Source organism: Listeria ivanovii subsp. ivanovii (assembly GCF_900187025.1).
Lineage (GTDB): Bacteria > Bacillota > Bacilli > Lactobacillales > Listeriaceae > Listeria > Listeria ivanovii.
This window is the reverse complement of sequence record NZ_LT906478.1, coordinates 32,379-58,141: the sequence shown is the minus strand read 5'-3', so window position 1 is coordinate 58,141 and position 25,763 is coordinate 32,379. Positions and strand designations below refer to the sequence as shown.

General features: G+C 37.8%; 23 protein-coding genes and 1 pseudogene. All 24 read right to left on the bottom strand.

Translation table 11 applies throughout. The annotated features are described in order from the left end of the window. Nucleotides 1-150: 150 nt before the first annotated feature. Nucleotides 151-1,443 (bottom strand): adenylosuccinate synthase, encoded by a 1,293-nt coding sequence (locus CKV67_RS00265; protein WP_014091623.1) that lies wholly within the window; start codon nucleotides 1,441-1,443, stop codon nucleotides 151-153. A gap of 258 nt (nucleotides 1,444-1,701) precedes the next feature. Further along, nucleotides 1,702-3,054: a replicative DNA helicase gene (gene dnaB / locus CKV67_RS00260; protein ID WP_003718135.1), complete on the bottom strand. Its 1,353-nt coding sequence runs from the start codon at nucleotides 3,052-3,054 to the stop codon at nucleotides 1,702-1,704. Nucleotides 3,055-3,078: 24 nt separating this feature from the next. Next, nucleotides 3,079-3,525 (bottom strand): 50S ribosomal protein L9, encoded by a 447-nt coding sequence (gene rplI / locus CKV67_RS00255; protein WP_011700919.1) that lies wholly within the window; start codon nucleotides 3,523-3,525, stop codon nucleotides 3,079-3,081. A gap of 2 nt (nucleotides 3,526-3,527) precedes the next feature. Beyond that, nucleotides 3,528-5,501: a cyclic-di-AMP phosphodiesterase PdeA gene (gene pdeA / locus CKV67_RS00250; protein ID WP_025279682.1), complete on the bottom strand. Its 1,974-nt coding sequence runs from the start codon at nucleotides 5,499-5,501 to the stop codon at nucleotides 3,528-3,530. A gap of 166 nt (nucleotides 5,502-5,667) precedes the next feature. Then, entirely contained in the window at nucleotides 5,668-6,396 is a 729-nt protein-coding gene (locus CKV67_RS00245) for a LytR/AlgR family response regulator transcription factor (protein WP_014091621.1), read from the bottom strand. Nucleotides 6,397-6,414: 18 nt separating this feature from the next. Then, nucleotides 6,415-7,710, bottom strand: a complete 1,296-nt coding sequence (locus tag CKV67_RS00240) for a sensor histidine kinase (RefSeq protein ID WP_014091620.1) — start codon at nucleotides 7,708-7,710, stop codon at nucleotides 6,415-6,417. A gap of 95 nt (nucleotides 7,711-7,805) precedes the next feature. After that, nucleotides 7,806-7,967 (bottom strand): cyclic lactone autoinducer peptide, encoded by a 162-nt coding sequence (locus CKV67_RS00235; protein WP_003718129.1) that lies wholly within the window; start codon nucleotides 7,965-7,967, stop codon nucleotides 7,806-7,808. Beyond that, a complete protein-coding gene (locus tag CKV67_RS00230; RefSeq protein ID WP_014091619.1) occupies nucleotides 7,951-8,565 on the bottom strand; it encodes an accessory gene regulator ArgB-like protein in 615 nt (204 codons plus the stop codon). Before CKV67_RS00230 ends, CKV67_RS00235 begins: the two co-directional genes overlap by 17 nt. A gap of 253 nt (nucleotides 8,566-8,818) precedes the next feature. Beyond that, nucleotides 8,819-9,427 carry a PepSY domain-containing protein gene (locus tag CKV67_RS00225; RefSeq protein ID WP_014091618.1) on the bottom strand — a complete coding sequence of 203 codons (609 nt, stop codon included), beginning with the start codon at nucleotides 9,425-9,427 and terminating at the stop codon, nucleotides 8,819-8,821. Between the two features lie 155 nt (nucleotides 9,428-9,582). Then, nucleotides 9,583-9,822, bottom strand: a complete 240-nt coding sequence (rpsR, locus tag CKV67_RS00220) for a 30S ribosomal protein S18 (RefSeq protein WP_003721669.1) — start codon at nucleotides 9,820-9,822, stop codon at nucleotides 9,583-9,585. A gap of 42 nt (nucleotides 9,823-9,864) precedes the next feature. Then, nucleotides 9,865-10,407 (bottom strand): single-stranded DNA-binding protein, encoded by a 543-nt coding sequence (gene ssb / locus CKV67_RS00215; RefSeq protein ID WP_014091617.1) that lies wholly within the window; start codon nucleotides 10,405-10,407, stop codon nucleotides 9,865-9,867. Between the two features lie 56 nt (nucleotides 10,408-10,463). After that, nucleotides 10,464-10,757 carry a 30S ribosomal protein S6 gene (gene rpsF / locus CKV67_RS00210; RefSeq protein WP_003718123.1) on the bottom strand — a complete coding sequence of 98 codons (294 nt, stop codon included), beginning with the start codon at nucleotides 10,755-10,757 and terminating at the stop codon, nucleotides 10,464-10,466. 282 nt (nucleotides 10,758-11,039) lie between these two features. Then, the gene (gene arcA / locus CKV67_RS00205) at nucleotides 11,040-12,269 is read right to left on the bottom strand and encodes an arginine deiminase (RefSeq protein WP_095075134.1); all 1,230 of its coding nucleotides are present in this window, start codon (nucleotides 12,267-12,269) and stop codon (nucleotides 11,040-11,042) included. Nucleotides 12,270-12,347: 78 nt separating this feature from the next. Next, nucleotides 12,348-13,007, bottom strand: coding sequence for a DedA family protein (locus CKV67_RS00200; protein ID WP_014091615.1), 660 nt, complete (start codon nucleotides 13,005-13,007; stop codon nucleotides 12,348-12,350). Between the two features lie 101 nt (nucleotides 13,008-13,108). Then, a complete protein-coding gene (locus tag CKV67_RS00195; RefSeq protein WP_025279681.1) occupies nucleotides 13,109-13,888 on the bottom strand; it encodes a MurR/RpiR family transcriptional regulator in 780 nt (259 codons plus the stop codon). A 17-nt stretch (nucleotides 13,889-13,905) separates the two neighbouring features. Next, nucleotides 13,906-15,015, bottom strand: a complete 1,110-nt coding sequence (gene aguA, locus CKV67_RS00190) for an agmatine deiminase (RefSeq protein WP_014091613.1) — start codon at nucleotides 15,013-15,015, stop codon at nucleotides 13,906-13,908. Nucleotides 15,016-15,118: 103 nt separating this feature from the next. Continuing rightward, entirely contained in the window at nucleotides 15,119-16,060 is a 942-nt protein-coding gene (gene arcC, locus CKV67_RS00185) for a carbamate kinase (protein ID WP_014091612.1), read from the bottom strand. A gap of 12 nt (nucleotides 16,061-16,072) precedes the next feature. Continuing rightward, complete coding sequence (aguA, locus tag CKV67_RS00180; RefSeq protein WP_025279680.1) at nucleotides 16,073-17,167, bottom strand: agmatine deiminase; 1,095 nt, start codon at nucleotides 17,165-17,167, stop codon at nucleotides 16,073-16,075. Beyond that, a pseudogene (locus CKV67_RS00175) lies at nucleotides 17,154-18,540 on the bottom strand (APC family permease). Before CKV67_RS00175 ends, aguA (CKV67_RS00180) begins: the two are co-directional and overlap by 14 nt. Before the next feature lie 69 nt (nucleotides 18,541-18,609). Next, a complete protein-coding gene (ptcA, locus tag CKV67_RS00170) occupies nucleotides 18,610-19,635 on the bottom strand; it encodes a putrescine carbamoyltransferase (RefSeq protein ID WP_014091609.1) in 1,026 nt (341 codons plus the stop codon). Between the two features lie 235 nt (nucleotides 19,636-19,870). Then, a complete protein-coding gene (locus tag CKV67_RS00165; RefSeq protein ID WP_014091608.1) occupies nucleotides 19,871-20,956 on the bottom strand; it encodes a glutamine--fructose-6-phosphate aminotransferase in 1,086 nt (361 codons plus the stop codon). Between the two features lies 1 nt (nucleotide 20,957). Further along, nucleotides 20,958-22,316: a PTS sugar transporter subunit IIC gene (locus tag CKV67_RS00160; protein ID WP_014091607.1), complete on the bottom strand. Its 1,359-nt coding sequence runs from the start codon at nucleotides 22,314-22,316 to the stop codon at nucleotides 20,958-20,960. A 12-nt stretch (nucleotides 22,317-22,328) separates the two neighbouring features. Then, nucleotides 22,329-24,731, bottom strand: coding sequence for a glycoside hydrolase family 9 protein (locus CKV67_RS00155; protein ID WP_025279677.1), 2,403 nt, complete (start codon nucleotides 24,729-24,731; stop codon nucleotides 22,329-22,331). After that, nucleotides 24,728-25,693, bottom strand: a complete 966-nt coding sequence (locus CKV67_RS00150; protein WP_014091605.1) for an ROK family protein — start codon at nucleotides 25,691-25,693, stop codon at nucleotides 24,728-24,730. The genes CKV67_RS00155 and CKV67_RS00150 overlap by 4 nt, the downstream gene beginning before the upstream one ends. Nucleotides 25,694-25,763: the final 70 nt, after the last annotated feature.

Below are 25,763 nucleotides of genomic sequence, written 5' to 3'. Positions count from 1 at the left end.
AAATGTTTTTATTTGGTATTTTTAAAATTTTTCCGCATAAAATGATATATAAAACACGTTAATAAAATTTGCTTTTTGCAGAATTTTTTCGCTTTAAGCTCATAAAAAAGCTCCCTGAGAAAATTTCCTCAAGGAGCTTTAATTATTTTATTAAGCTAAACGCCATACACTTTTTACAACATGTGTTTGTGCGCGGTCAGGACCTACAGAGAACATCGAAACTTGTACGCCTGTTAGTTGCGCAATACGTTCCATATAGTGGCGACAATTCGCTGGAAGGTCATCCAGTGAGCTAACACCAGTAATATCTTCTGTCCAACCAGGTAATTCTTCATATACAGGTTCACAGCGAGCCAAATCTTTTAGGCTAGCCGGGAATTCTGTAATAGTTTTTCCATCTAACTTGTACGCTACACAGATTTTCAGTGTTTCAATTCCTGTAAGCACATCTAACAAAGTAAGCGATAAGTCCGTCAAGCCACTAACGCGACGAGCATGACGAACAACTACACTATCGAACCAACCAACACGACGCGGACGCCCAGTAGTTGTTCCGTATTCACGACCAACTTCACGAATATTATCGCCAATAGCATCAAATAGTTCAGTTGGAAACGGACCATCACCAACACGAGTAGTATAAGCTTTTGCTACACCAACAACATGGTTAATTTTCGATGGACCAACACCACTACCGATAGTAACTCCGCCAGCAATTGGGTTACTTGAAGTTACAAATGGATAGGTTCCTTGGTCAATATCAAGCATAACCCCTTGTGCACCTTCAAATAAAACGCGTTTCCCGTCATCAAGTGCATCATTTAATACAACCGATGTATCGCAAACATAATCTTTAAATTGTTGACCATATTCATAATACTCTTCTAAAATGTCTTCTAATTTGAAACCTTCTAATTCATAAAAGCGCTCTAATAAGCGATTTTTCTCGCCAAGGTTGTGCGCTAATTTTTCTTTAAACGTTTCTTTATCTAGTAAATCGATAATCCGAATCCCAACACGAGCTGCTTTGTCCATGTAAGCTGGGCCAATTCCTTTTTTTGTTGTACCGATTTTATTCGCGCCTTTGCGTTCTTCATCTGCTTCATCAATGCGAATGTGATACGGTAAAATAATATGCGCGCGATTAGAGATACGGAGATTAGAAGTATCCACGCCTTTATCATGAAGATATTTTAATTCCTCCACTAAAGCCTTTGGATCAACAACCATACCGTTCCCAATTACACTAATTTTCTCTTTGTAAAAAATACCTGATGGAATTAAGTGTAATTTATACGTTTCGCCATCAAACTTGATTGTATGACCTGCATTGTTCCCACCTTGATATCTAGCAATCGCTTCTGCATTCTCGGAAAGAAAATCTGTAATCTTCCCTTTTCCTTCATCGCCCCACTGTGTTCCTACTACAACAACTGAAGACATTTAAACACCTCATTTAATTGGTCTTTGATAGCTATGATTTTTTCACAGCCCCTTCATTTTCCACTATACATTGTACCGTTTGCCACTAAAATAGTCAATGGATTAACGAACATTGATTTGTAAGCAAAAATTATTGTTCGCTTTTTTTACCATTTTAAATCGATTTTAATAGCTGTTTTTTAAAACAAGTGCCATTTTCCCCAAAAATAAAAACCTTGAAAACTCCAAATCTAATTAGAATTTCACAAGGTTTTTAGTTTAAGCCATGGCGTCATCATAACGCACTTCTAAATTCACAAACTTATTGTACTCTTTTACAAAAGCAAGCTTAACGTCACCAACCGGACCATTACGCTGTTTTGCTATAATAATCTCAATTGTGCCATCATTTTCGCCTTCCCGGTCATAATAGTCTTCCCGGTATAAAAAGGCGACGATATCGGCATCTTGCTCAATCGAACCAGATTCACGAATATCTGACATCATTGGTCGTTTATCTTGACGTTGCTCTACACTACGAGATAACTGCGAAAGTGCAATAACTGGTACTTCGAGTTCCCGAGCTAATGCTTTTAGCGACCGCGAAATCTCGGAAACCTCTTGTTGCCTATTCTCACCACCACGACCACTCCCAGCAATTAGTTGCAAGTAGTCGATTACAATCATGCCAAGACCCGTTTCTTGTTTTAAACGACGACATTTGGAACGAATCTCATTCACGCGAACACCAGGGGTATCATCAATATAAATCCCCGAATTAGAAAGTGTCCCCATCGCAATGGTTAGCTTTTGCCAATCATCACTAGTCAAGGCACCTGTCCGTAAATTCTGTGCATTAATATTACCTTCCGCACAAAGCATCCGCATAACAAGTTGTTCCGCACCCATTTCGAGACTGAAAATAGCCACATTCTCATCTGTTTTAGTCGCTACGTTTTGAGCAATATTTAATGCAAAGGCAGTTTTACCAACAGAAGGACGTGCTGCAACGATAATTAAATCATTGCGCTGAAATCCGGCTGTCATCTTATCAAGCTCATTAAACCCTGTAGGAATACCAGTAATATCCCCTTTGCGATTGTGCAAAATTTCAATATCATCATAGGTTTTAACCAAAACATCTTTAATATTCTTGAAAGCTCCAACATTTTTTCGTTGTGAAACTTCCAAGATGCTCTTTTCTGCCTCGTCCATCAGCATATCCAGCTCGTCTTCACGCGAATAGCCATCTGTGGCAATTTGGGTCGCAGTTCGAATTAAACGTCTTAAAAGCGCCTTGTCCTCGATAATATGCGCATAGTATTCTAAGTTTGCCGCGGTTGGCACAGCTCCGGATAATTCCGTCAAATAAGGCAAGCCACCTACATCTTCCAAATTACCTTTCGCAGCAAGTGCCTCATAAACGGTTAATACGTCGACAGCCTTCCCGTGGTCATTCAAATCAAGCATCGTTTCGAAAATCAATTGATGACCAGTTCGATAAAAATCATCCGGCATTAAAATTTCAGAAGCAGTAATCAGCGCATTAGGCTCAAGAAATATCGCGCCCAGTACAGCTTGTTCGGCTTCAATATTTTGTGGTGGTGTTCTGTCCTGGAAATTATTATCCACTGTCTTACGCTCCCTTAAGAAAAATTATTCTTCACTAACATGTACATCCAGTGTTGCTGTTACTTCGTGATGCAGCTTCACAGGAACTTTCGTATGCCCTAAAGCTCGAATTGCTTCTGGCAAGTCCATTTTACGTTTATCTATTTTAATACCATGTGTTTTTTCAAGCGTTTGAGCAATTTGCTTAGAAGTAATCGAACCAAACAATCTGCCGCCTTCACCAGACTTCGCTTTTAATTCCACTGTTAATTTTTCCATTTTTTCTTTTAACGCTTTCGCTTCAGCTAGTTCTTCCGCTGCTAGTTTATCTTCTTTTTTCTTTTGAGCGGAAAGTGTGCTTAAAGCCGCATTACTAGCCTCAACAGCATAGCCATTTTTAATTAAAAAATTGTTTGCATAACCATCAGCAACATTTTTTGTTTCACCTTTTTTACCTTTACCTTTTACGTCTTTCAAGAAAATAACTTTCATAATTATGTTTCTCCCTTCCAATACGCATCAATGGCGCTAATTAATTGTTTTTTTGCTTCTGCAATTGTAACATCTTTAAGTTGTGTGGCTGCATTCGATAAATGACCACCACCACCAAGTTTTTCCATAATGACTTGCACATTGATTTGGCCAAGCGACCGCGCGCTGATTCCAATTAATTTATCTGGACGTAGCGTAATGACAAAGGATGCCTGTACACCTTCCATTGAAAGCATCGTGTCCGCAGCCTGTGCCGCAATCACCGTACCGAATTCCTCATCTTCATGGCCAGTTGCAATTGCCATACCATCATGATAAATCTCCAGCGACTCAACTAAACGACTACGCTGTGTAAACGTCGTAATATCTTCTTTCAAAAATTGCTGCACTAAAATCGTATCTGCTCCAAGCGACCGTAAATAGCTCGCTGCATCAAAGGTTCTTGATCCAGTTCGAAGTGTAAAGTTCTTCGTATCAACAACAATTCCAGATAGTAGCGCGGTTGCTTCGATTTTCCCAACTTGTTCTAAATCAGGTTGGTACTCAAATAGCTCGGTAATCAGTTCAGCTGTAGACGAAGCATATGGTTCAATATAAACTAGCACTGGATTGCCAACAAATTCCTCAGAACGACGATGATGGTCGACCACCACTACATTCGTCGCTGAATCAAGCAATTCCTTATTAATAACCATCGAAGGCTTATGTGTATCCACTACAACAAGCAAGCTCTTCTCGGTAATATTTTCGAGCGCAACTTGTGGTGTCACAATATTTTTAATCACATTCGGATATTCTTCAATTTCGTTCATAAGTCGTTTTACATCTGGACTCATTTTGCCAGGTTCAACAACGACATAAGCATTCCGGTCGTTCATCTCAGCAATCCGCATTACGCCAAGACTTGAGCCGATTACATCCATATCTGGATAACGATGCCCCATAACAAAAACTTGATCGCTTTGGTTGATTAGCTCTTGTAAAGCCTGTGAAATAACACGTGCGCGAACGCGGGTCCGTTTTTCCATCGGGTTTGTTTTACCTCCGTAGAAGCGTACTTTTCCTTCTGGTTGCTTAATAACGACCTGGTCTCCACCACGGCCTAAAGCAAGGTCTAAGCTAGACTGCGCCAAATCAGCAAGTTTAATCAAATCTTCTTCTTTATAACCAATCCCAATACTTAGCGTCAACGGAATGTTTTGTTTTGAAGTGCGTTCTCGAATTCGGTCTAAGATTTGGAATTTCTCTGCCTCTAACCGCTTCAACATTTCTTCCGTCAAAAAGGCCATAAAGCGGTCCGAAGAAATTCGTTTCAAATAAATTCGATGTTCGCGAGCCCAGTTTGTCAGCATTGAGGTCACCAAATTATTTAGCGCACTACGACGTCTATCGTCCATTCCTTGCGCCCATTCATCATAGTTATCTAGGAAAATAACAGCAAACACCGATTTATTCGCTTGGAATTTCTTATTTAGTTCATAGTATTCTGTTCGATCATATAAATACAAAATCCGTTCTTTACGCTTCACGATTGTATCAAACCTATGTTCACGCCAAGCAATCGACATAATCCCGTCATCATCATTTCCGGCAATTACATCTAAAAATTCTGGTCCTACTTCTTCCAAAGACTCCCCAATTAATTCGGCCTTATCAAAGTATTTGGACATAAATGGATTTACCCATTCAATTTTGTAATGTTCATCATACAACAATATCCCCATCGGCATTTCAACAAGCGCTTCTTCTTCACTGCGCTTTATCCGGTACGTTAAGTTAGAAACATACTTTTGAACATCCTCATTCAGCCGATACTCAAAGTAAAACATCGCCACCGTGAGAATAATTCCACCAACTACAATTAAAGCAGATAACCACCATGAAAAAAAGAACGTGATTACGCTCAAAATAACTGTCGCTGCAATCAGACCGTATAAAGGATATTTAAGCATTCTTTTTTGAAAATAGCCTGACATTTCATCCAGCTCCCCATTTTTTTATATACCTTTTGTCTGAATTTGAGTATCTATATCATAACATAAATGGAACCAACAATTCACCACTATTATTTTACCTATAATTCCGCTTTTCTTCAAATTACAGCTTATGTCTATACAAAAAAAGCGACCCAAAAGGCCACTTTTATAAACTTAAGCTCTTAATCAACTTAGATGACGCGTAACAACTTTCTCCGTTAGACATTTTTACAACGCCTTTTATTGCATCAAGCTCATGGATATTCTTCTTATTGACAATATAAGAGCGATGGCATCGATAAAACGACTCGTCTAACATTTTCTCAATACTTTTTAACTTTCCGTAAAACTCTACTTGGCGGTTTTTGCCATGTAAAATTACTTTATGAATCGTAGGTGCTGTCTCGAAAAATAAAATATCATCTAATAGTTCATGAATAATCTTCTTGTCGGAAACTTTAAATGTAAAATATTTCTGCATATCTTGGTCGTTCGAAATCCGCTCTTCTGCTTGCTTCATACAAGCCAAAACTCGTTCATGCAATGTATCAATATCGTCTTTTATTATATAATCGAGCGCTTCCACTTTATACGTGAATGTCATATAACTAAGCTCTGCATGGGTTGTGATAAAAATGATGAAACCACGAGGATCAAATTTTCGGATTTCTTGTGCGAGTTCAAAGCCATTCATATCTGGCTGTCCTAAATCAATATCTAAGAAATATAGCCCCATCCCTTGGTGCCTAGGCATTCGCGACACTAACTCATACGGATTCCCTGTCGAAAGCGCCAACTTCATGTCAAAATGTTCGACCATAATATAGTCTTCAATATATTTTGTTAGCCTTTCCCGTTGCATTCTGTTATCTTCACAAATAAAAACCGGTAGCATAAAATCATCCCCATTCCTCTACATAATTTCTAATTCTTGAATAACTTCTCTATTTGTTACTCTTGTATCTAAGGCAACATGCGAGTACTTTTGCATAATTTCACGTAAACTAGCAAGACCCAATCCACGACCTTCCCCTTTCGTGGAGAACCCTTCTTCAAATATTTTATAAATTGGTGGCATATTCATTGGTAAGCTATTCGCAAACACAATTAGTATGCTGTCGTCTTTTTTCACAAAGGCAATCCGGATAACTGGATTTTCACAAGTTAACGCTGCATCAACCGCATTATCTAATAGAATTCCTACAGCTTTACACAAATCAATGCTATCCATCGCAATTTTATCGATAGGTTCAACTACTTCTAAAATCGCATCAATTTTCAATTCTTGCGCTCGAATCAATTTAACCGCTAAAAGTCCTTTAAGTTCAATAACGTGAATGTTTTGAAGTAATGAAATCTTATAGTTATTTGACTCAATTGTTTTATTTATAGGTATAATATTATTTTCAAAGTAAAACTTCAAACCTGGCATATCATTATTATCAATATATCCTACAAGTGTCGAAAGAATATTGACATAATCATGACGAAAAACTCTCATTTCTCTATGCAAGGATTCTAGGGTAGTAACATAATCCTGCAACTGTTCGAGCTGTTCTTTCTGATTTTGTACTTTTAGTTCATTGGTCGCTGTTTTAATAACAACCAGCACAATAACAATTAGTAAAATAGTATATCCTGTAAAAATTAATGTATTTGTTTTCAAAATGGTGCTATTATATCCGGCAAGCGAGCCAGCGTATATATTCATATAAAAAGCCAATACCGTAAGTGTAACAATAGATAAAATAATATATGCATATTTTCTATGTTCCACAAATCTTGCAATGTTGATCTTACCAAGTAATTTTCTTAAAACAAACGAAAACACCAATAAGTTCGCAAGCATCCCCACGCAATATATTAATGTTGGTACTAATTCATTAAATATGTCATCGTACTTAAAATTCAAACCGGGTACTAAAACAAAACCTACTATCGAATCGCTAATAGTAAGCAAAATGATGACAGCGAGTGTGATTGATGCTGAAGCTACAATGCTTTTATTTTTCCAATACAGTGCACTTACAAAAACTATCAACACAAAAATCATCGACCAGTATTGAACTAATGTAAATAAAGGAAAGGCTAGCATAGCAATTGCCACGGTAACCAATCCCTCTTTAATTGAAAATACTTTGTTTGTTAAAATCTGTATAGCTAGAAAAATACCCGTCATCTGTATAATTGCCATCAAAATACTAAACATATTGGTCCTCCACTATCTAAAATATCTTATGTTTAAATATGTAGTGTGTCTTCTTTTTATTTTAGCATGGATTTTGATGTTATACAGTTTTAATTTTATTTATTTTCGTTTTTTTCTTGCATTTTTACGAATGGACTTTTTGGTTCGTATACAAACATGAAGCATGCTTTACTCATAGAAGAATCCGCAACTTTCATGGATTGTTCTTCTAACTTTTTAGAAAGGAATTTACCAACTGTTTTATTCATATTTTTCATAGTTCCGATACCTCCTTTTTAATAGTTTGTAAGTTATTGGATTAATACTAATTACCTGAAACAAAGAGCCTATCATGATTAATGTTTTCATCTCTGCGAATGGTACAAGTAACGCTATTCCCGTCAAAATCAGCGTCCCTATCATCGCTTTTCTTTTTAAGTTTTTCCGGTGTTCTTCACCGATTAATGGCAAATTCTCTGTATCTGCCGGAGCGAAAAAGTATATGTTGAGTAGTATAAAACCAAATGCGCCTAAAACAATCCAATTATTAGAAAGTACGTTTTGAAAGACTAATGGTGTAAGCACAAACATTGCTAAGCTCATTAATGTACAATTCAATGTTTTGGTTGCGTGCAGTCCAAATGAATACCTTCTAAGCCATAAATATGACAAATGCACTGTCATTGTTTGCAGTAAAACCCCTGTTACTAGAGCCAAACCGTATACGATTGCAAACTTCATGACATTAATTATTATTATTTCCAGCCCATATTTTACTTTTAAATAACCTTCTTCGTCATCTTTCCAGCGATCTTTTGAAATCAAAACATCTGCCATCCGTTCTGACAAAGGGACTTTTGCAGTAAAATTACTCAACTAATTCACCTCCACTAATAGTCTACAACGAATTTACCTATAATAACCAAAAATGTAATGAAATGTCCGATTCTTGTCATGAACGACCAAAAAAGAGCAAAATCAGCACTTTTTTGGATATAATTCAGAAATTTCAAATGAGTATAAAGGCATGAGTCCGAGTATTAAATTCCTATATTCACATATAATTCTAGTGACATTTTTTATAAAAAAAGCAGCCTGCGAAAGAATAATCACAGACCGCTTCCATATTTTAGTCGTCTTGTTCTGTTTGAAGAACTTCTAATGTTTTTGCGTTTAATTTGATTTCGTATTTATTGTTATCTTGTTTCACTGTTACTTCATAATAAGTTGTATCTAATTCTCTTTCAATAGTCCAGCTTGTTACATCGCCAGCTTGTTCGCTAACTGCTTTGTCCATTGCTTCTTGTGGCGTTTTAATACCATCTAAATCAAGTTTTTCGTTTGCTTTTTCAACTCCACCAGCATCTTCTGCGTCAAGACGATCTGTTTCATCACTCATCTGTTCTTTTGTTTCAGCATTGAATTTCATTTCATATTCATTATCGTCTGAAATACCATCCACTGTGTATACATATTTCCCTAGGTTTTTCTCTAATTCCACGCTAGAAATTTCCGCATCACTATGTTTCTCTTTAAATGCGTTTATTGCATCTTCATAGCTCATATCAAAGCTTTTCTTTTGTAAGCTATCTGCTGAACTACTGTCGTTACTGCTGCTCTTATTAGTTTTTTCGCTGCCATTATTTGAGGATGTATCCTTATCATCATTAAAACTACATGCTGACAAAGCCCCTACTAATAATACCGTCATCCCTACTGCTGCTAATTTTTTATACATATTTGTTGCCCCCTGTATGTTTTTTTAACTTCTATAAAAAGAATACCATGAACTTTTGTCACAAACGTCATTCTTAGGTCTTAAGTTTATTTGTCTTTAGGTCTACTTTTATAGAAAAACAGCCTAGAAACATGTTCTAGGCTGTTAAAATTAACTTATTTTTCTTCAGCAACAAATGGTAGTAAAGCCATTTGGCGTGAGCGTTTAATAGCAACAGTAAGTTTACGTTGATATTTAGCGCTTGTTCCAGTTACACGACGCGGTAAAATTTTACCACGTTCGGAAACGAATTTTTTAAGAAGTTCTACATCTTTATAGTCGATATGCGTAATACCATTGGAAGTAAAGTAACATACTTTTTTCCGACGGCGTCCGCCTCTGCGTCCTCCAGCCATTGAAAATTCCTCCTATCTTAAAGTTCAAACCGCTAAAATGAATTAGAATGGCAAATCGTCATCAGAAATGTCGATTGGCTTACCATCACTTGCAAAAGGATCATTGTTAGTGGATTGATAATTTTGATTTTGAGATTGTTGCTGGTCCTGTGCGAATCCACCGTTATTAGTAGGTGCTTGTCCGAAGTTATTTCCACCATTATTATAATTGCTGTTGTTATTAGTATTGCCACCTTGATAGTTATTTCCGCCACCGCCATTAGAATTACGCGGTTCAAGGAATTGAACACTCTCAGCCACAATTTCTGTCACATAAACACGTTTACCATCGTTTCCCTCGTAATTACGAGTTTGAACGCGGCCATCAACACCTGCCATGCTTCCCTTCTTCAGGAAATTAGCAACGTTTTCTGCCGGTTTACGCCAAACAACACAATTAATAAAGTCAGCTTCTCGTTCTCCTTGTTGGTTAGTGAATGTACGATTTACAGCTAATGTAAAAGTCGCAACAGCCACGCCAGCTGGAGTATAACGTAATTCAGGATCTTTAGTTAAGCGTCCTACGAGTACAACACGATTCATCATGCAAAACCAACCTCCTCTCGTTTAGTAAATCAAGGTCTCAAACCTTGCATAAATTCTTAAGCTTCTTCTTTAATTACCATGTGACGAACGATATCATCAGAAATTTTTGCTAAACGGTCAAATTCGTTGATAGAATCTGCTTTATCAGCATTTAATTTCACGATGTGGTAAAAACCGTCACGATAGTCATTGATTTCATATGCTAATCGACGTTTACCCCATTCTTTTGATTCGATGATCTCCGCGCCATTTTCAGTTAAGATTCCGTCAAAGCGTTCAACAACAGCTTTTTTCTCATCTTCTTCAATATTAGGGCGAATAATGTACATAATTTCGTACTTTCTAGCCATCTACTCTACACCTCCTTGTGGTCTTAAGCGGCTCTGATAAATGTGAAAAACACACCATATCCTCGAAATTCCGACTGCCTTTAGCAAGCCTTCAAATCAAGAGCGAGCAAGGAATAATTTATAATTACTCACAATAAAATATTATATCATAGCACTAACTAACCAGCAAGATATTTCTCAAATTTTTCTGGTTTGAAAACACTATAACATACCTCAAAATGAGCGACAATAGTTTTTACGAAAATTGTATTTTGGTTGATAATTCTATATTTTCGAGTCTGCTTATAAATTTTCTCGAACTAGTGGCATTGTCATACATCTAGGACCGCCACGACCTCTGGAAAGTTCAGAGCTAATTACTTCATGGACTTTAATTCCTGCACTTCTTAAGAGATCATTCGATACTTGATTTCTATCATATGTAACCACTTCGCCCGGGGCAATGGCAAGCGTATTAGCACCATCATTCCATTGTTCTCTTGCTGATACGATAACGTCTTCGCCCCCACAAGGAATAAAATCGACTTCTGGCACTTGTAGAACTTCAGCAATAACACGTTGAAAGTCTTTACGCGGTGTGATTTCAAGACCATTATCGCTTTTTTCCAAAATATAGACATTGAGTTCACCTTGCTTATTTTGAATGGCTGGGTGAATGGTAAATTGGTCAAAATTCACCATTGTGAAAACGGTATCCAAATGCATAAATGATCTTGTTTCAGGAATTTCAACAGCTAGCACACGCTTGATTTTCGCTCCTCGACTGAATAAATTTTCCGCAAGTTGCTCCACTGCACGTGCATCAGTCCGTTCGGATACTCCGATAAGAATTGTTTCCTCATTAAGGATTAATTCATCGCCACCCTCCAACGGAAACTGCGCCGCTCTATTGATCCAAATCGAAATTTCTTGTTTGTTAAATCTCGGATGATGCTGCAAAATCAGTTCCATAAACATCGATTCTCTTCGTCTAGCTGGCTGGAACATTTTATTGATAGTCACCCCGTTTCCAATCACTGCAGCAGGATCTCGTGTAAAATATAAATTCGGAAGCGGATCTAAGAAAAATGGATATTGTTTTTCCATCATTTCATTTAGATGTTTCTTTTTCTGTTCAGGGATTTCTGATTTTTTCAGTCCTGACATTAGTTTATTAATCATCTCATCTTCGTCAAAAGACATTAAATAATCTCGAACATAAAGTGCACTCGCATCCATTTGATTAGACTCTCGAATCATTTTTGTAAGAAATGCTTCTTTGTTTCCAGATTCTCGTAACGCTTCAGCAGCTAGTTTTTCTAAATATAGAACTTCGACTTGTGAGTCTTGCATTGTTTTCACAAAATAATCATGCTCTTTTTGCATCATTTTTAAATAAGGAATATCGTCAAACAATAATGATTGTAAGTATTCTGGTGTGATATTTTCTAGCTCAGACCCTGGCCTTTTTACGAGGACTGTCTTAAGTCGGCCGATTTCGGATGTAATGTTTAATATATTTTCCACTTCCATCACCTCTTTCTATCCACTTACCCCAAAAACAAATTATTTACTCGGTGCATTTCCCGGGAAATAAAAAAAACACGGGAATTACTCCGCGCTTTTCTTGTCCATTTTACTTTTAATGAATGATACAACCATAGGAATAACTGATACAACGATAATTCCGATAACTACTAACGAAAAATTATCTTTAACAATCGGGAAATTCCCAAAGAAGTAGCCAGCTAATGTACAAAGCAGCACCCATACAGTTGCTCCTAAAATATTATAATTTAAGAAATAGCGATAATTCATCCGACTTGCTCCCGCAACAAACGGTGCAAAAGTACGGATAAACGGCATGAATCTAGCAATAAAAATAGTTTTACCACCATGTTTATTGAAGAATGCCTCTGCTTTTTCCATTTTTTCTTTATTAATTAATTTTCCAAACCAACTATCTTCCGGTATCGATGTTCCGATTTTCTTACCAATGTGATAGTTTACTGTATCTCCAAGAACCGCAGCTAACCAAAGCGTTATTAATAATGGAACTATATGTAAAATCGAACCATCTAAAACAGATAAAGCTCCTGCAGCGAAAAGTAATGAATCCCCTGGTAAAAACGGAAATACTACTAGTCCAGTTTCTATAAATACAATCAAAAATAAGATGATGTAAGTCCAAATTCCAAAATTATTTATAATCTCCACTAAATGTTCGTCAATGTGCAAAATAAAATCAATTATATAGGTAATAAAATCCACCAGGCACTCACTTCCTCTTCTTTTTTAAAGTCAAAGTTTATTTTACCACAAGTTAACTATTCTTGTATCAGACTTGTGACGTATTTCTTCACTTTTAAAAATTATTTGGCGCTAGTTTCATCTTCCATAAACTGATACAAAATGAGTTCCATGATAGCAATGGTTGAAATTCGCGAAGTAATGTCCAAATTGTTCATTTCAATTTCATCGGTGAAAATATATAGATTGATGTCACTCATATTTTGAATAATATTATTATCTGCACCTGTGATAGAAATTAACATTGGTGTCAAACTACGATTTTTTAATTTTTGGGCGGTTTGTATTAATTCAATATCGTGTCCGCCGTATGTAAGGATAAAAACTAAATCATCGCTACTAATATGGGGGAGGACAGCTTGCCGGTACTGATAGTCTTCTGGAAATTCCACTAAAAAGCCGCTCATCGTATAAAGATATTTGATATATTTTGCTGCATGTTTGCTTAATCCTTTGGCAAAAATATAAATTCTTGGCTTATTTGCTAATTTTTTCGTGATTTGTTTGATTTTACTTGGTTCTAGAACTCGGACCGATTCAATAATGTTTTTTAAATATTCTTCCCGGTAATCGGACTGCTCCACAACAAACGGGGATGGTTTTAATTCGGTATTTCCTAGTAAAGTGAATTTGAGAACCGTTGTAAACTCGCTATATCCAGTAAAACCTAATTTTCGTACAAAGCGTAAAAAAGTGGTAGTTGAAACAAAGCATTCCGCAGAAACCTCACGAATGCTTTGGTTTTTAATTAGATTCATATTTTTCACTACGTAATCAAACAAAATTCGTTCATTTCGAGTAAGAGAAGCTACAGTCTTGCTGGAAATTTCGAAAAAGTCCATACTTTCAGGTCTCCTTTTTATCCACGCATTGCGGTTTTATCAGGGATATGTTGTGTGATACAGTGAATATTTCCGCCGCCTAACAAAATCTCACGTGCCTTAATCCCAATAATTTCTCTGTCTGGGTATAATTTTCCAAGTAATTCCGAAGCATCTTTATCTTTCGGGTCATCAAATAGCGGGAAGATGATTGCGCCATTCGCTGTGTAATAATTCACATAACTAGCGGCTAGCCTGTCTCCTGCTTGCCTTGGAAACGTTCCATTAATTGCTTCTACCCCTTCGCTTTCCACTTGTGTAATTAATACTGGATCTGGACAATGCAATTGATGAATTTTGATTTTCCTTCCTTTAGCATCTGTTTCATTAGCCAAAATTTCATAGCATTCTCGGGAAATTATGTATTGTGGATCACTTTTGTTGTCAGTCCATGATAGCACAACCTCTCCTGGTGTAACAAAATTAAAAATATTATCAACATGTCCATTCGTTTCATCTAAGTAAAAGCCATGTTTTAGCCAGATAACCTTTTCTACATTAAAGTATTTTTTCAAAGTTGCTTCAATTTCAGCTTTGGTTAATTTCGGATTTCGCCCTTCTGATAAAAGACATTCCTCCGTTGTTACAAGTGTTCCCTCGCCGTCTACATGAAGAGAGCAACCTTCTAGAATAAAGTTTTCTGGTGAATAATAATCAATTCGTTCTAAATCACATATTTTTTTTGCCATTTGATCATCTTTATCCCACGGGAAATAGAGTCCATCAAGAAGGCCTCCCCATGCGTTAAATCCCCAGTTTACACCTCGCATAGCGCCTTTATCATTAATTAAAAAACTCGGACCATAATCGCGTATCCAGGCATCGTCATTGCTCATTTCAATGACACGAATAGCATCTGGCAGCTCGTTGCGGGCATTTTTGTATTGATTACCTGATACAAACATTGTGACTGGCTCATATTTCGAAATTGCGATTGCTACATCTTTATAATTTTGTTGCGCTGGTTTCCCCCCAAGTCGCCAATTATCAGGTCGTTCTGGCCAAATCATGAAACATCCAACATGAGGTTCGTATTCTCCCGGCATTCTAAAACCATCCTCTATCGGCAACCCATTCCGTTGTCCCATCCTTATTCTCCTCCTAAAACATCTTAACCATATTATACATGAAATAATGCTTTACAAGACAAAAACCGAGTAAAAATTACCCGGATTTTCGTCTCTATTTTACTCACCCTGCAACAATTACCGTCCCCGCTTCATGTTCGAGCATTGCGCCAATATTTTCAAGCGAAGTAATGATAGCCTTAGCATCTGGTCTTTCTTTAACAAACGCTGTAGCTGCCTCGATTTTCGGCAACATACTTCCCGCGGCAAATTGGTTTTCATCTATATATTTTTCTAATTCTGAAACCGTTACTTTTTCGAGTTTTTTCTGAGTCGGCTGATTGTAATTGATATAAACATTCTCTACACCAGTTAAAATGACCAACAAATCCGCACCGATTAACTCAGCCAATTTTTCAGACGCAAAGTCTTTATCAATGACCGTTTCAACTCCCATTAAATCCAGTCCCTCTTCTACCACCGAAACGCCACCGCCACCAGCAGAGATTGTTACGACTCCACTATCTACGAGTTGCTTAATAACTTTGTACTCTTTAATACTAAGCGGGCGCGGCGAAGGTACAACTTTGCGGTAACCACGACCAGCATCTTCCAGAAAGATGGCACCTGTTTCCGCCATTTCTTTTTCAGCCTCTGCTTTACTTAAAAATGGTCCAATTGGTTTGGTTGGATTTTCAAAAGCGGCGTCATTCTTATCAACTACAACTTGCGTAATTAAAGAAACGGCTACTTTATCAATGCCATGTTTTAAGAAAGCTTTATCAAGTGCATTTTGCATCCAATACCCGATACTTCCTTGCGTCATTGCTACACAAGTATCAAGTGGCATTGCCGGGTTTTTTTCTGACGCACCAGCATGTTGTTGCAACATCAAATTACCCACTTGAGGACCATTCCCATGCGAAATAATTAAGTCATCCCCGTTTTCAATAAATTGAACTAAATATTCCGCGGTTTCCTCCAAGGCTTTTTGTTGTGCTTTTGAGCTGGCATCACTTGAAAGAATTGCATTTCCACCTAGTGCCACGACTATTTTTCGCTTCATCATGCTCTCTCCTTATCCTCTTGGCACTTGTTGGGTAATGCAGTGAATATTTCCGCCGCCAAGTAAAATTTCTCTCGCCTTAACACCAACAACTTCACGATCTGGATAAAGCTGTTGTAGTTTTTCACGTGCTAATTCATCATTTGGATCACCGAATAACGGGAAAACAACGCCACCGTTCGCAGTGTAGTAGTTAATATAACTAGCAGCCAAGCGATCTCCTTCTTCGCGCGGTAATGTCCCTTCTACCGCATCAACTCCCTTACTTTCTTCGTCCGTAATTAAAATTGGTTTTGGTACATGAATTTTATGGACTTCTAGTTTGCGTCCTTTTGCGTCTGTTTCATTCGATAATATATCGAAACATTCTTTGGAGATTTCATATTGCGGATCAGATTCATCATCCGTCCATGCAAGTGCAACAACACCCGGGCGAACATAATTAAAAATATTATCTACATGTCCGTTTGTTTCATCTAAATAAATACCTCTTTTTAGCCAAATAATTTTTTCTAAGTTTAAATATTCTTTTAGTACCATTTCAATTTGTTTTTTCGATAGTTGAGGATTACGACCTTCTGATAATAAGCATTCTTCGGTTGTAACCAGTGTCCCTTCACCATCAACATGAATCGAACCACCTTCGAGTACAAAGTCCGCTAAACGATAACGATCTTTTCGTTCAAGTTCACATATTTTTTGAGCAACTTGGTCATCTTTATCCCACGGAAAATATAAGCCATCCACTAAACCTCCCCACGAATTAAAGGACCAATCCACACCACGAACATCACCAGAATCATTGATGACAAAAGTCGGACCACAGTCGCGTACCCAAGCATCATCATTATCCATCTCTACTACACGAATTTCATCTGGAATCATATACCTAGCGTTCACATATTGACTAGAACTTGCAACCACCGTGACTGGTTCAAATTTAGAGATGGCTGTCGCTACATCCACAAATGCTTTTTGGGCTGGTTTGGCACCTAAACGCCAATTGTCAGGTCGTTCTGGCCAAATAATATAGCAACCCGTATGCTTTTCAAATTCACCTGGCATTCTGAAACCATCTTTTTTGGATGAACTATCAATCGTTGTCATTTTTTTATCTCTCCTTTATCGATTCTTTTACCCGCCTGCCAAATACAAACTTCACCAACAATAACTGCTACAACTGTTCCTATCAAGATTGGTATTTTTTCATTCAATTCTGCACTAGACCCATTTAAAGGAACCGCCGAGAAAATTAACGTAATAATAAGTAAAATCATTGGTACAAATGTCATTAAGTAAAGTAAAATTTTTCCACCGGGAACTTTAAATGGACGTTCGCGATTTGGATCAATCTTGCGTAATTTCAAGAAAGCTGGGAACATCAAGATATATGAACCTAGTAAAGCAACAACATTCAGTGCGAAAAATGCCCAGAAGATATTTTCGTTTGGAATAAATGGTGCCGCAACAATTAACACGGAAGCTACAACACCGTTTAAAATACTAGTACCCGTTGGCATATCATTTTTCGGATTTGTTTTCCCAAAAACAGCTGGTAAATCTTTGTTTTTCGATGCATACATAGCAACATAGTTCACTCCGAGTGCCCATGATACTAAGTTTGCAACCAATGTATACATAAACATAATCCCAATAATAATCACAAACGGATTAACTCCACCAATCAGCATAATGAAGCTATCTATTAAGCCACCTGATGTAGAAAGTTCAGAAGTCGGAATTGCTGCCCCCATTCCGAATGCTGCTAGTAAATAGAAGAAAGCTATCAAAATCCCGCCGTAAATGATTGCTTGCGGAATTTGTTTTTTCGGATTTTCCATATCACTTGCAAGCGTCGTAACAACTTCAAAACCTAAGAAGTTAAATAAAATAACGGAAATAAAAGATAAACTTTCTAAATCAAAAGTAGGGAGTAATGCTTTTCCAGAAAAGTCATTTGCCAGCCCTTTTGTAATCGCAAAATAAATTCCAAGAACACCCAAAGACAACATAATCGCTACTTTACAAAATGCAGCGATATTGAGTATCCACTTACTATCACTCACTGGGTAGCAACTAATAATAACGACTATCCAAACAAAAACGAGCTGAATCAATATCGAAACAGGTGTCCCAAATGAGATTGGAAAGATTTGAGTAATTACTTCCACAAATAATACCGCTAAACTTGCCATCCAAATGGGGTAATTAATCCAGTAAAGCCAAGCAACCCGGGCACCCCATTTTCGTCCAAATGCACGTTTCACCCAATCATAAATTCCACCCTCATCATCATAGGTTGTCCCAAGCTCCGCCGAAACAAGCCCATATGGTAAGAAAAATAATATTAAGAGTGCAATCCACCAGAAAAACTGAGATGATCCAATCGCTGCTGCAGGTGCGGCTGATTCTACAACCAAGACAACGCACACAGCCATAAGAACCGCATCAAATAATCTGAATTTCTTTTTTTCCAAAATGCCCACTCCTCTTTTTAAGTGGGGGGAAGAAAGTTACTAGGACTTTCTTCTCCTCCTTATTTTGGTATCTTATAAGCCAGCGCCATTTCTAAGTAATAGTTCCAGTTCTGCATCATATTTTTCTGCTACCGCAATACCAGCTTCCTTCACATATGGATTCATGAAGTATACAAGTAATGCTCTCATCGCAGTCAGTCTATTTTCTGCTTCATCAATGACAACAGAATAAGGCGCATCCAGAACTTCATCTGTCACTTCTTCACCACGAGTAGCTGGCAAGCAGTGCATAAATTTCACATGCGGGGCTGCTTTACTAATTAGCTCTTTATTCACTTGGTATTTAGGGTAGAAAGTTTTCAATCTTTCTTCTTCAGAAAGTTCCGCTTCATAAAGTCCGTACCATACATCTGTATAAATAAAGTCCGCATCTTTTAGAGCAATATCTGCATCTTCTGTAATTAAATAACTTCCGCCAGACACTTTGCAATTTTCTTCCGCGATTTTCAAATGTTCTTCTCTTAATTGGAATCCTTTAGGCCCAAATTGCACAAAATCCATACCTAATTTGGTTGCCATAAACATGGTCGATGCACAAACTTGTGTAGCATCACCAACAAAAACGATTTTGCAGTCCTCGATTTTTTTGCCTGCTGGAAGATGTTCAAACATGGTAATCGCGTCACCAAGTTCTTGTGTTGGATGGTTGTAATCACTCATCCCGTTGATTACTGGAATCGCTGCAGTATTCGCAAGTTCCACCACAGTTTGATGCCGTTCTACACGTGCCATCAATATATCTACCAATCTGGAAAGAACTTTCGCAGTATCTCCTACTGATTCATGTCCGCCAAGTTGAATTTGTCCTGGCGCTAAGTACTGAGCGTGCCCGCCAAGCTGGGTCATCGCTGTTTCAAAAGATACACGGGTCCTTGTCGATGATTGTTCAAAAATCATCCCTAGTGTTTTATGTTTTAAAAGTTGTGGATAATGACCATTTTTAATAGATTCTTTCATTTTACGACCAATTTCTATCATAAATAGTATTTCTTCTTTAGAAAAATCTTTCGTATCGATAAAGTCTCTTTTTTTGTTCATTTTTGTCACCTCAACAGTTTATTTTCTATACATTTTCTGGGGCATACTCGAGTAATTCCTTGCCACATGCTCATCATAGTACAAATAAGTTTATTTTTGAATACGTTTTCAAGTTTTAAGAACAGACGGAATCACCCTGTAACTCGTTACATTATGCGTAACATGTGACAGGGGCAAAAAAGAAGACTGGAGAAAACCCTGATATTAAGGGTCTCCTCCAGCCTGCATGCGACTATTATGCATAGTCACCTGGTTTAGTTTTACTTTTCATTGCTACACCAAAATCCGTGTAGATTCGCTCTGTTAATCGATTCCCTTTTAACTCCGCAATATGATGCGCTAAAATTTGGAAAGGAATAATCATTAGAAACGGTGCCTGATATTCATTTAACTCAGCAGGAATGCCAAGTGTGCGTTCGTTCTTCGCTGTTCCAAATTGAATCGTATACGTATAAGGTGTGTATTTCGATTCATAATTTCGTAATGCTACAAGTCTTTCTGTCACTGCACTTTTGGTCTCCAAAAAGAAGATACGGTGTTCTGGATTCACTTCTAAATAAGGACCGTGCATGAATGCTTCTAAATCAAGTCCTTGTGAAGGAACGCGAACGGTTTCGGAAAATTTTGTTTCAAACTCTTTGCATGTCCCAACAGTTGGTCCATAGCCAATTGCTGTGAATTTTGGCGCAACTGCGAATTCCGCTTGCCACTTTTCAAAAAAGCTTTCTGTTTGCGAAATTGTTTCAGGTATTGCCTTAATTGCTTGGTTAAAGACGGTCAGTTCCTGGTTGAAACGTTCCTGATCAATTTCACCTGTTTTATAAGCAAAGTGAAGACCTGTCAGCATCAAAGTTAGTACTGTTGCGGTAAATCCTTTTGTTACGTAGCCTACACGTTCTTTTCCTGAGCCAATATCAAGTGTTATATCCGCAAACTCAGCGATTTCACTGGCTACATCACTCGTTAACGCAACAACTGGAACAGATGCTTCTTTCTTTACTCGTTCAAGTGCCGCAATCGTTGAGGTGCTTTGACCACTTTGAGAAATTCCAAGCACTAAATCGAGCTGCGTCGGTAATTTTTCATAGTATAAATGATTGAACGGTTCTTGAATGGTTATCCGTACATCCGCTAAGTTTTCAATATAATATTTTGCGCTTTGGGCTGCATTTATACTAGAACCAGTCCCCAAAATTAGCCATTCTTTTGCGCCCTTACTTACTAATGATTCTAGTTTTTCCGCATTTCCTTCAAAATTAGCTAAAATCGACTTGCACATTGCTTCTTCTTCATTGATATAGGTCATCATTGTCGGTTTCATTTTAAACTTCTCCATTCGTTACTGCTTCAGTTTCTACTTTACCTGCAGCTTTTTGCTCCAACACATAAGCGCGATTGGCTACAAGTACGAATGGTAGGTAAATCAATGTTCCTACTGCAATAATCGCAATTTGTAAGATCGAAGCGCGGATATCGCCACCTGTTGCTAGATAACCTGATAGTACTGGCGGAGTTACCCAAGGAATTAAAATGTATGTTTGGCTAATCCAACCCCATGAAGTCGCAAAATACGCCATCGCGGTAGAAGCAAGCGGTGCAATCACTAGCGGGATACCATAAATCGGGTTAAACACTACTGGCAAACCAAACATTAATGGCTCACTTACGTTAAAAATACTCGGAATCAAACCAAATTTCGTTACCATTCGATGATCCGGTCGTTTGGAGGCAATGAAAATCGCGATAACTAAGCAAATGATTGTTCCGCCACCACCCATGTATACAAACGCATCTAAAAATGGTTGTGTAACAATATTTGGCATAGCTACATGCGCATTGACCGCATCAATATTTTGTTGCAAAGAAGTTAAAAGGACTGGTCCAGAAATAGCACCTAAAACAAATGCACCGTGGATACCAAATACCCATAAAAATCCTGCTAAAAATACATACAATAGAATTCCTGGTAGAGTTTGGAACCCACCAACTAAAGGAATTTGAAGAACTTTCACAATAATTTCTGGAATACTCATAGATACGAAACTAACGACAAGTACTTCGACAATAGCTAAAATACTTAAAACTAAGAAAGCTGGAATTAATATATTAAAAGACTTCGCAATAGCTGGTGGAACACTTTCAGGCATGGAGATTTTCAGCCTTTTACTTTTCGAGAATTTAGCCAGCATCGTGATACTAACCAATGAAGCAATAATTGCAAGGAACATCCCTGTGGAACTTGTCATTTCTTGGGATAACACGCCACCAACTTCAAAACCTTTACCATCAACCGACATTAAGTGAGAAGTAGCGGGAATTAGCACAACATATGCCGCAACTGCAATCGCTCCCTCTGTACGCCCTTCCATACCATATGATTTAGCTAAAAAGTTACCAATCAAAAAGGCTGCTAAAATTGCCATAATACCAAGAGTCGAGTTATAAACTTGGATCCCCACACCTAGATAATTTTCCACATTTGGAATAAATTTAAGCAAGCCGTTTTCCGGTTGAAGCAAAACATTATTCACTAATAAGAAAAACGCGGCAATAATCGTGATTGGTATCATCGCTGCAAATCCATCACGAATTGCCATGATATGTTTTTGCGACGAGATTTTTTGAGCAAAAATAGATAATCCTTCAATAAATCTACTAGATAAACTTCTCTCTGAACTCATTTTTTTGTCCTCCTAAGATTTCTCTGTTATTTTGTTTAAATCTGCTACAATCGACATCCATTTCCCTGCATTACCAACCCAAACTTCCTTGTAAGTTGCATTATTAAATTCTGGCCAGTAAGGTTCATCTTCATTTCTAAAAGTTTCCATCCCAACTGGTATTTCGCCAGTAATTTCTCCATTTAAAACGCTATATTGCTGTGCATAACGATAACCCTCACCGTGCATCATTGACTGTCCAAACGGATTCATTCCGATCACCCACTGCAACTGTCCTTCTGCAATCTCAAGAAGTGTTTTATCTTGCAAAATTTTCCCAGCAACAGAAGCTGCTTTTCCTGCTGAAAGTAAAATCGCATTATTGCCTCTAAATGAAAACCAAATTGGAAACTTCCGTAGCGAAATCTCTTCGTTTAGTTGGATACCTTGCTCAAATTGCAATTTGTATTCTTCTATCGCCCTTTCATCAATAAGCAGATGTTGTAAATGAAAACTTGCTTCATCCAAATACTCGTCTTTTTTATAAAGACCTGCTGGAATTAGTGAATATGGTTTAGTAAAACGAGTTGCTTTTTTCAAATAATCGCCGTACATCTCTACCGCTTGTAGCCACTCCTTGTATGCCTTGTGTGCAGGTTGTGTTTCGACCGCTGCTTCAATTGCTAATAAATAAAGGTGTTCCCGCGCTTGATGATTGAAATGTTGAATGACTTTATGACTCTTATCTCGATAGAAGAAACCGTTATATCGTTCATTTGTTTCACTATCAAGAATGCCTGTTTTCTCTTGCGCTTCAAGCATTAACGCTAACCACTCAGCCGCTTTTTCAGCGTATTCTTCTTTTTTCGTCAACTGATAGACCATCGAAGCCGCCCATGAAGCAGTCGCATAGTATAAACTTTCCGATGTTTGGTAAGTATGCTCCCAGAAAATCGGTTTTTGACCTGTGCCGTGTTTTTGTAATTCTGCCATCGCAAATAATAAATCTTCTTCAGCAATTTTTCGCAAATGGTTTTGCATTGCTGGGTTATCATTTACCTGTCCGCCAATGAATGCTTCAATACCTGCACAGTAGAAATTTTCGTAAGCTTGATTATGCACCCTAGCAATCGCATCATCCATGCCACCAACAAGTCCATCTGTCCACCTCGTCATTCCTGCACTAGTAGCTCTGTATCCATCACCAAATCGGGTTTTTAAAAGAAAATCAAGTCCCCATTCACCTTCTTCTAAAAGGCGCATCCGTAGCTGTTCGTCCTTTTCAGATAGACTTCCTGCCACTTCGTATAAAGCCATTGTGACTTCTGCAGTTTGAATCAACTGTTGAGATACGTCACCCGCATCATGCCAACCACCGTTAAAGGAAAGCTGTTTCCCATTATGTTCAGCGATAATATCGGCATGGCAAGTAGTGTGTTTTCCAAAAACTGGACAACCACAACGTTCGCAAAAAATAAAGTTAAGCGATTTCCAGATAGAAGATTCCCAAATTACTTGTGACTCACCAATTTGAAAAGCATCGGTTTGTCTATTTGCGAATTTTAAATAATATTCGCCTACCGTTTGCAACTCGGAAAAATCTAAAATCACAAAATTCCCTGTTTCTGTAGCTTTTTGATAACTTTTTCCAGTAAAAACAAGTTTATCTGCCTTTTTTTCATGAATAGTGAAAGTTGCCGCTTCTACGTTATTCGTGCAAAACGCTATTTTGGGCATTTCTTTTGAGTAACCATTGTGTGAATATATAAGCGCTTTATTTTGCGGTATCCAGCCTTTAGAAATTTCTGGATTAGCAATCTTCTCTAATTTAATTTCATTAATCAATAATTCCATCGTCCCAGCAGTCAAACGTTCTGGTCCATTTAAATAATAGCTAAAACTAATTTCCGTCATTTTATCTCTTGGTAAACCTTCTACTTCAAAAATAACGTCATTCCACTCATGATTGATTAAATTAACCCCATGTACCCCTTCACGCCCATATATATCAGGCACTTTGACTGTCCCATCGTTTTTAAAGCTAATCATTAAATACGGATTGGTTACACCAGGAAAATTGGGGAAAACTTGAATTCGAACGCGATTAAAGTCGTTCCAATCTTCATTTTCAAGGGGCGCAGATATGAGAACGTTACCAAAATTAGTGTAGTCTCCATCATCCGGTGCACCAACAGGCCAGTGCGGCATTACTACTGGTGAAGTAAGTCTAATTTCACCTTGTTTTGAAATGGTATATTCTCCCGGGCCTTGATGCGTAAACTCCAAAGAGACACTTTGTTTGGCACTGAATAAAATTTTATCCGTTAAAACCTGCTTTTTTTGGGCAATGGTTTCTAGTGCATGCTTTGTTTCGATAGGAAGCGGTCGATGAATAATACCAGTTTGTGCAATTTGTCGTTCCATGCTTGGTTTCATGCTTTCACTCCTTCATTTCCTAGTTTCATTCCAATAACTGCGGCACCAATTAGGCCAACTTTATCCTTTTCCAGCTTAGAACGAACAACACCCTTAGTGACAAAACGAATAGTATTGCTTTGAAGATTCGCTTTTATTTTTTGAAAAAATTGCTCGTTTTGTGTCACGCCTCCACCAAGAATCACACATTCTGGATCAGTAGTCCGGACTAAATTCATGATTAGATTAGCTAATTGAAGCGTTGCATTATCAATGATTTTCACTGCAAGTTCATCTTGTTGCTCCGCTGCTTGGAGAACCATTTTTCCAGTTAACTCCTCCTGATTTTCAACTAATATAGAACTTGGATACGCTACTATATTTCGACTCACTTCTTCTTTAATGCCTAAACCAGAAGCCAGTCGTTCCACACATCCTGTTCGGCCGCAACCACAAAGCACATCGTTATGAATATCCACAACAGTATGACCGATCTCACCAGCATTGAAATGTCCACCTTCAATGATTTGACCATCAACTACAAAACCTGCTGCAAGCCCTGTGCCGACATTCAAGTAGATGAAATCATTCGTTTCTTGTCCCCAGCCTAAGTGCTTCTCAGCCATCGTTGCACATACCACATCATTCCCAATAGTTACATCAAGCCCTATTTTGGCGGCAAGGATTTCCGCGAGGGGTGTTGGATTTGTTTTGCCAGGTTCGATTTCGAGCCAAATTCCCGCTTTGTGATCCACTCGCCCTACAAGACCAACACCTACTCCAATTTGTTTATCAGCCACAAAACCAATCGTTTGCGTATAATCATCTAGCGCCAAAAGTAAAGTTTCCAATGCTTTTGTTTGGTTTTCTGTGTTGCTTGGATAGCTTTTGGACTTCAGCACCTCTCCAGCTGTCGTTACTTCACCAATTAAAATTTTAGTGCCACCTAAATCAATTCCAATGACAGATTCTTTTATGCTCAATTCTTCCACCTCATTTTTGGTAACGTTACCAAACCAAAACGTTTGTTGATAGCGCTTTCTAACAAAGAAT

Excerpts from the sequence above, each read along its gene's own strand:
- CKV67_RS00160 (WP_014091607.1), bottom strand. The coding sequence starts at position 22,316 with ATGAGTTCAGAGAGAAGTTTATCTAGTAGATTTATTGAAGGATTATCT.
- rpsF (WP_003718123.1), bottom strand. The coding sequence starts at position 10,757 with ATGGCTAGAAAGTACGAAATTATGTACATTATTCGCCCTAATATTGAA.
- CKV67_RS00235 (WP_003718129.1), bottom strand. The coding sequence starts at position 7,967 with ATGAAAAATATGAATAAAACAGTTGGTAAATTCCTTTCTAAAAAGTTA.
- CKV67_RS00225 (WP_014091618.1), bottom strand. The coding sequence starts at position 9,427 with ATGTATAAAAAATTAGCAGCAGTAGGGATGACGGTATTATTAGTAGGG.
- arcC (WP_014091612.1), bottom strand. The coding sequence starts at position 16,060 with ATGAAGCGAAAAATAGTCGTGGCACTAGGTGGAAATGCAATTCTTTCA.
- pdeA (WP_025279682.1), bottom strand. The coding sequence starts at position 5,501 with ATGTCAGGCTATTTTCAAAAAAGAATGCTTAAATATCCTTTATACGGT.
- CKV67_RS00245 (WP_014091621.1), bottom strand. The coding sequence starts at position 6,396 with ATGCTACCGGTTTTTATTTGTGAAGATAACAGAATGCAACGGGAAAGG.
- rplI (WP_011700919.1), bottom strand. The coding sequence starts at position 3,525 with ATGAAAGTTATTTTCTTGAAAGACGTAAAAGGTAAAGGTAAAAAAGGT.
- CKV67_RS00195 (WP_025279681.1), bottom strand. The coding sequence starts at position 13,888 with ATGGACTTTTTCGAAATTTCCAGCAAGACTGTAGCTTCTCTTACTCGA.
- CKV67_RS00155 (WP_025279677.1), bottom strand. The coding sequence starts at position 24,731 with ATGAAACCAAGCATGGAACGACAAATTGCACAAACTGGTATTATTCAT.
- CKV67_RS00265 (WP_014091623.1), bottom strand. The coding sequence starts at position 1,443 with ATGTCTTCAGTTGTTGTAGTAGGAACACAGTGGGGCGATGAAGGAAAA.
- aguA (WP_014091613.1), bottom strand. The coding sequence starts at position 15,015 with ATGGGACAACGGAATGGGTTGCCGATAGAGGATGGTTTTAGAATGCCG.
- CKV67_RS00240 (WP_014091620.1), bottom strand. The coding sequence starts at position 7,710 with ATGTTTAGTATTTTGATGGCAATTATACAGATGACGGGTATTTTTCTA.
- CKV67_RS00165 (WP_014091608.1), bottom strand. The coding sequence starts at position 20,956 with ATGAAACCGACAATGATGACCTATATCAATGAAGAAGAAGCAATGTGC.
- aguA (WP_025279680.1), bottom strand. The coding sequence starts at position 17,167 with ATGACAACGATTGATAGTTCATCCAAAAAAGATGGTTTCAGAATGCCA.
- ptcA (WP_014091609.1), bottom strand. The coding sequence starts at position 19,635 with ATGAACAAAAAAAGAGACTTTATCGATACGAAAGATTTTTCTAAAGAA.
- rpsR (WP_003721669.1), bottom strand. The coding sequence starts at position 9,822 with ATGGCTGGAGGACGCAGAGGCGGACGCCGTCGGAAAAAAGTATGTTAC.
- ssb (WP_014091617.1), bottom strand. The coding sequence starts at position 10,407 with ATGATGAATCGTGTTGTACTCGTAGGACGCTTAACTAAAGATCCTGAA.
- arcA (WP_095075134.1), bottom strand. The coding sequence starts at position 12,269 with ATGGAAGTGGAAAATATATTAAACATTACATCCGAAATCGGCCGACTT.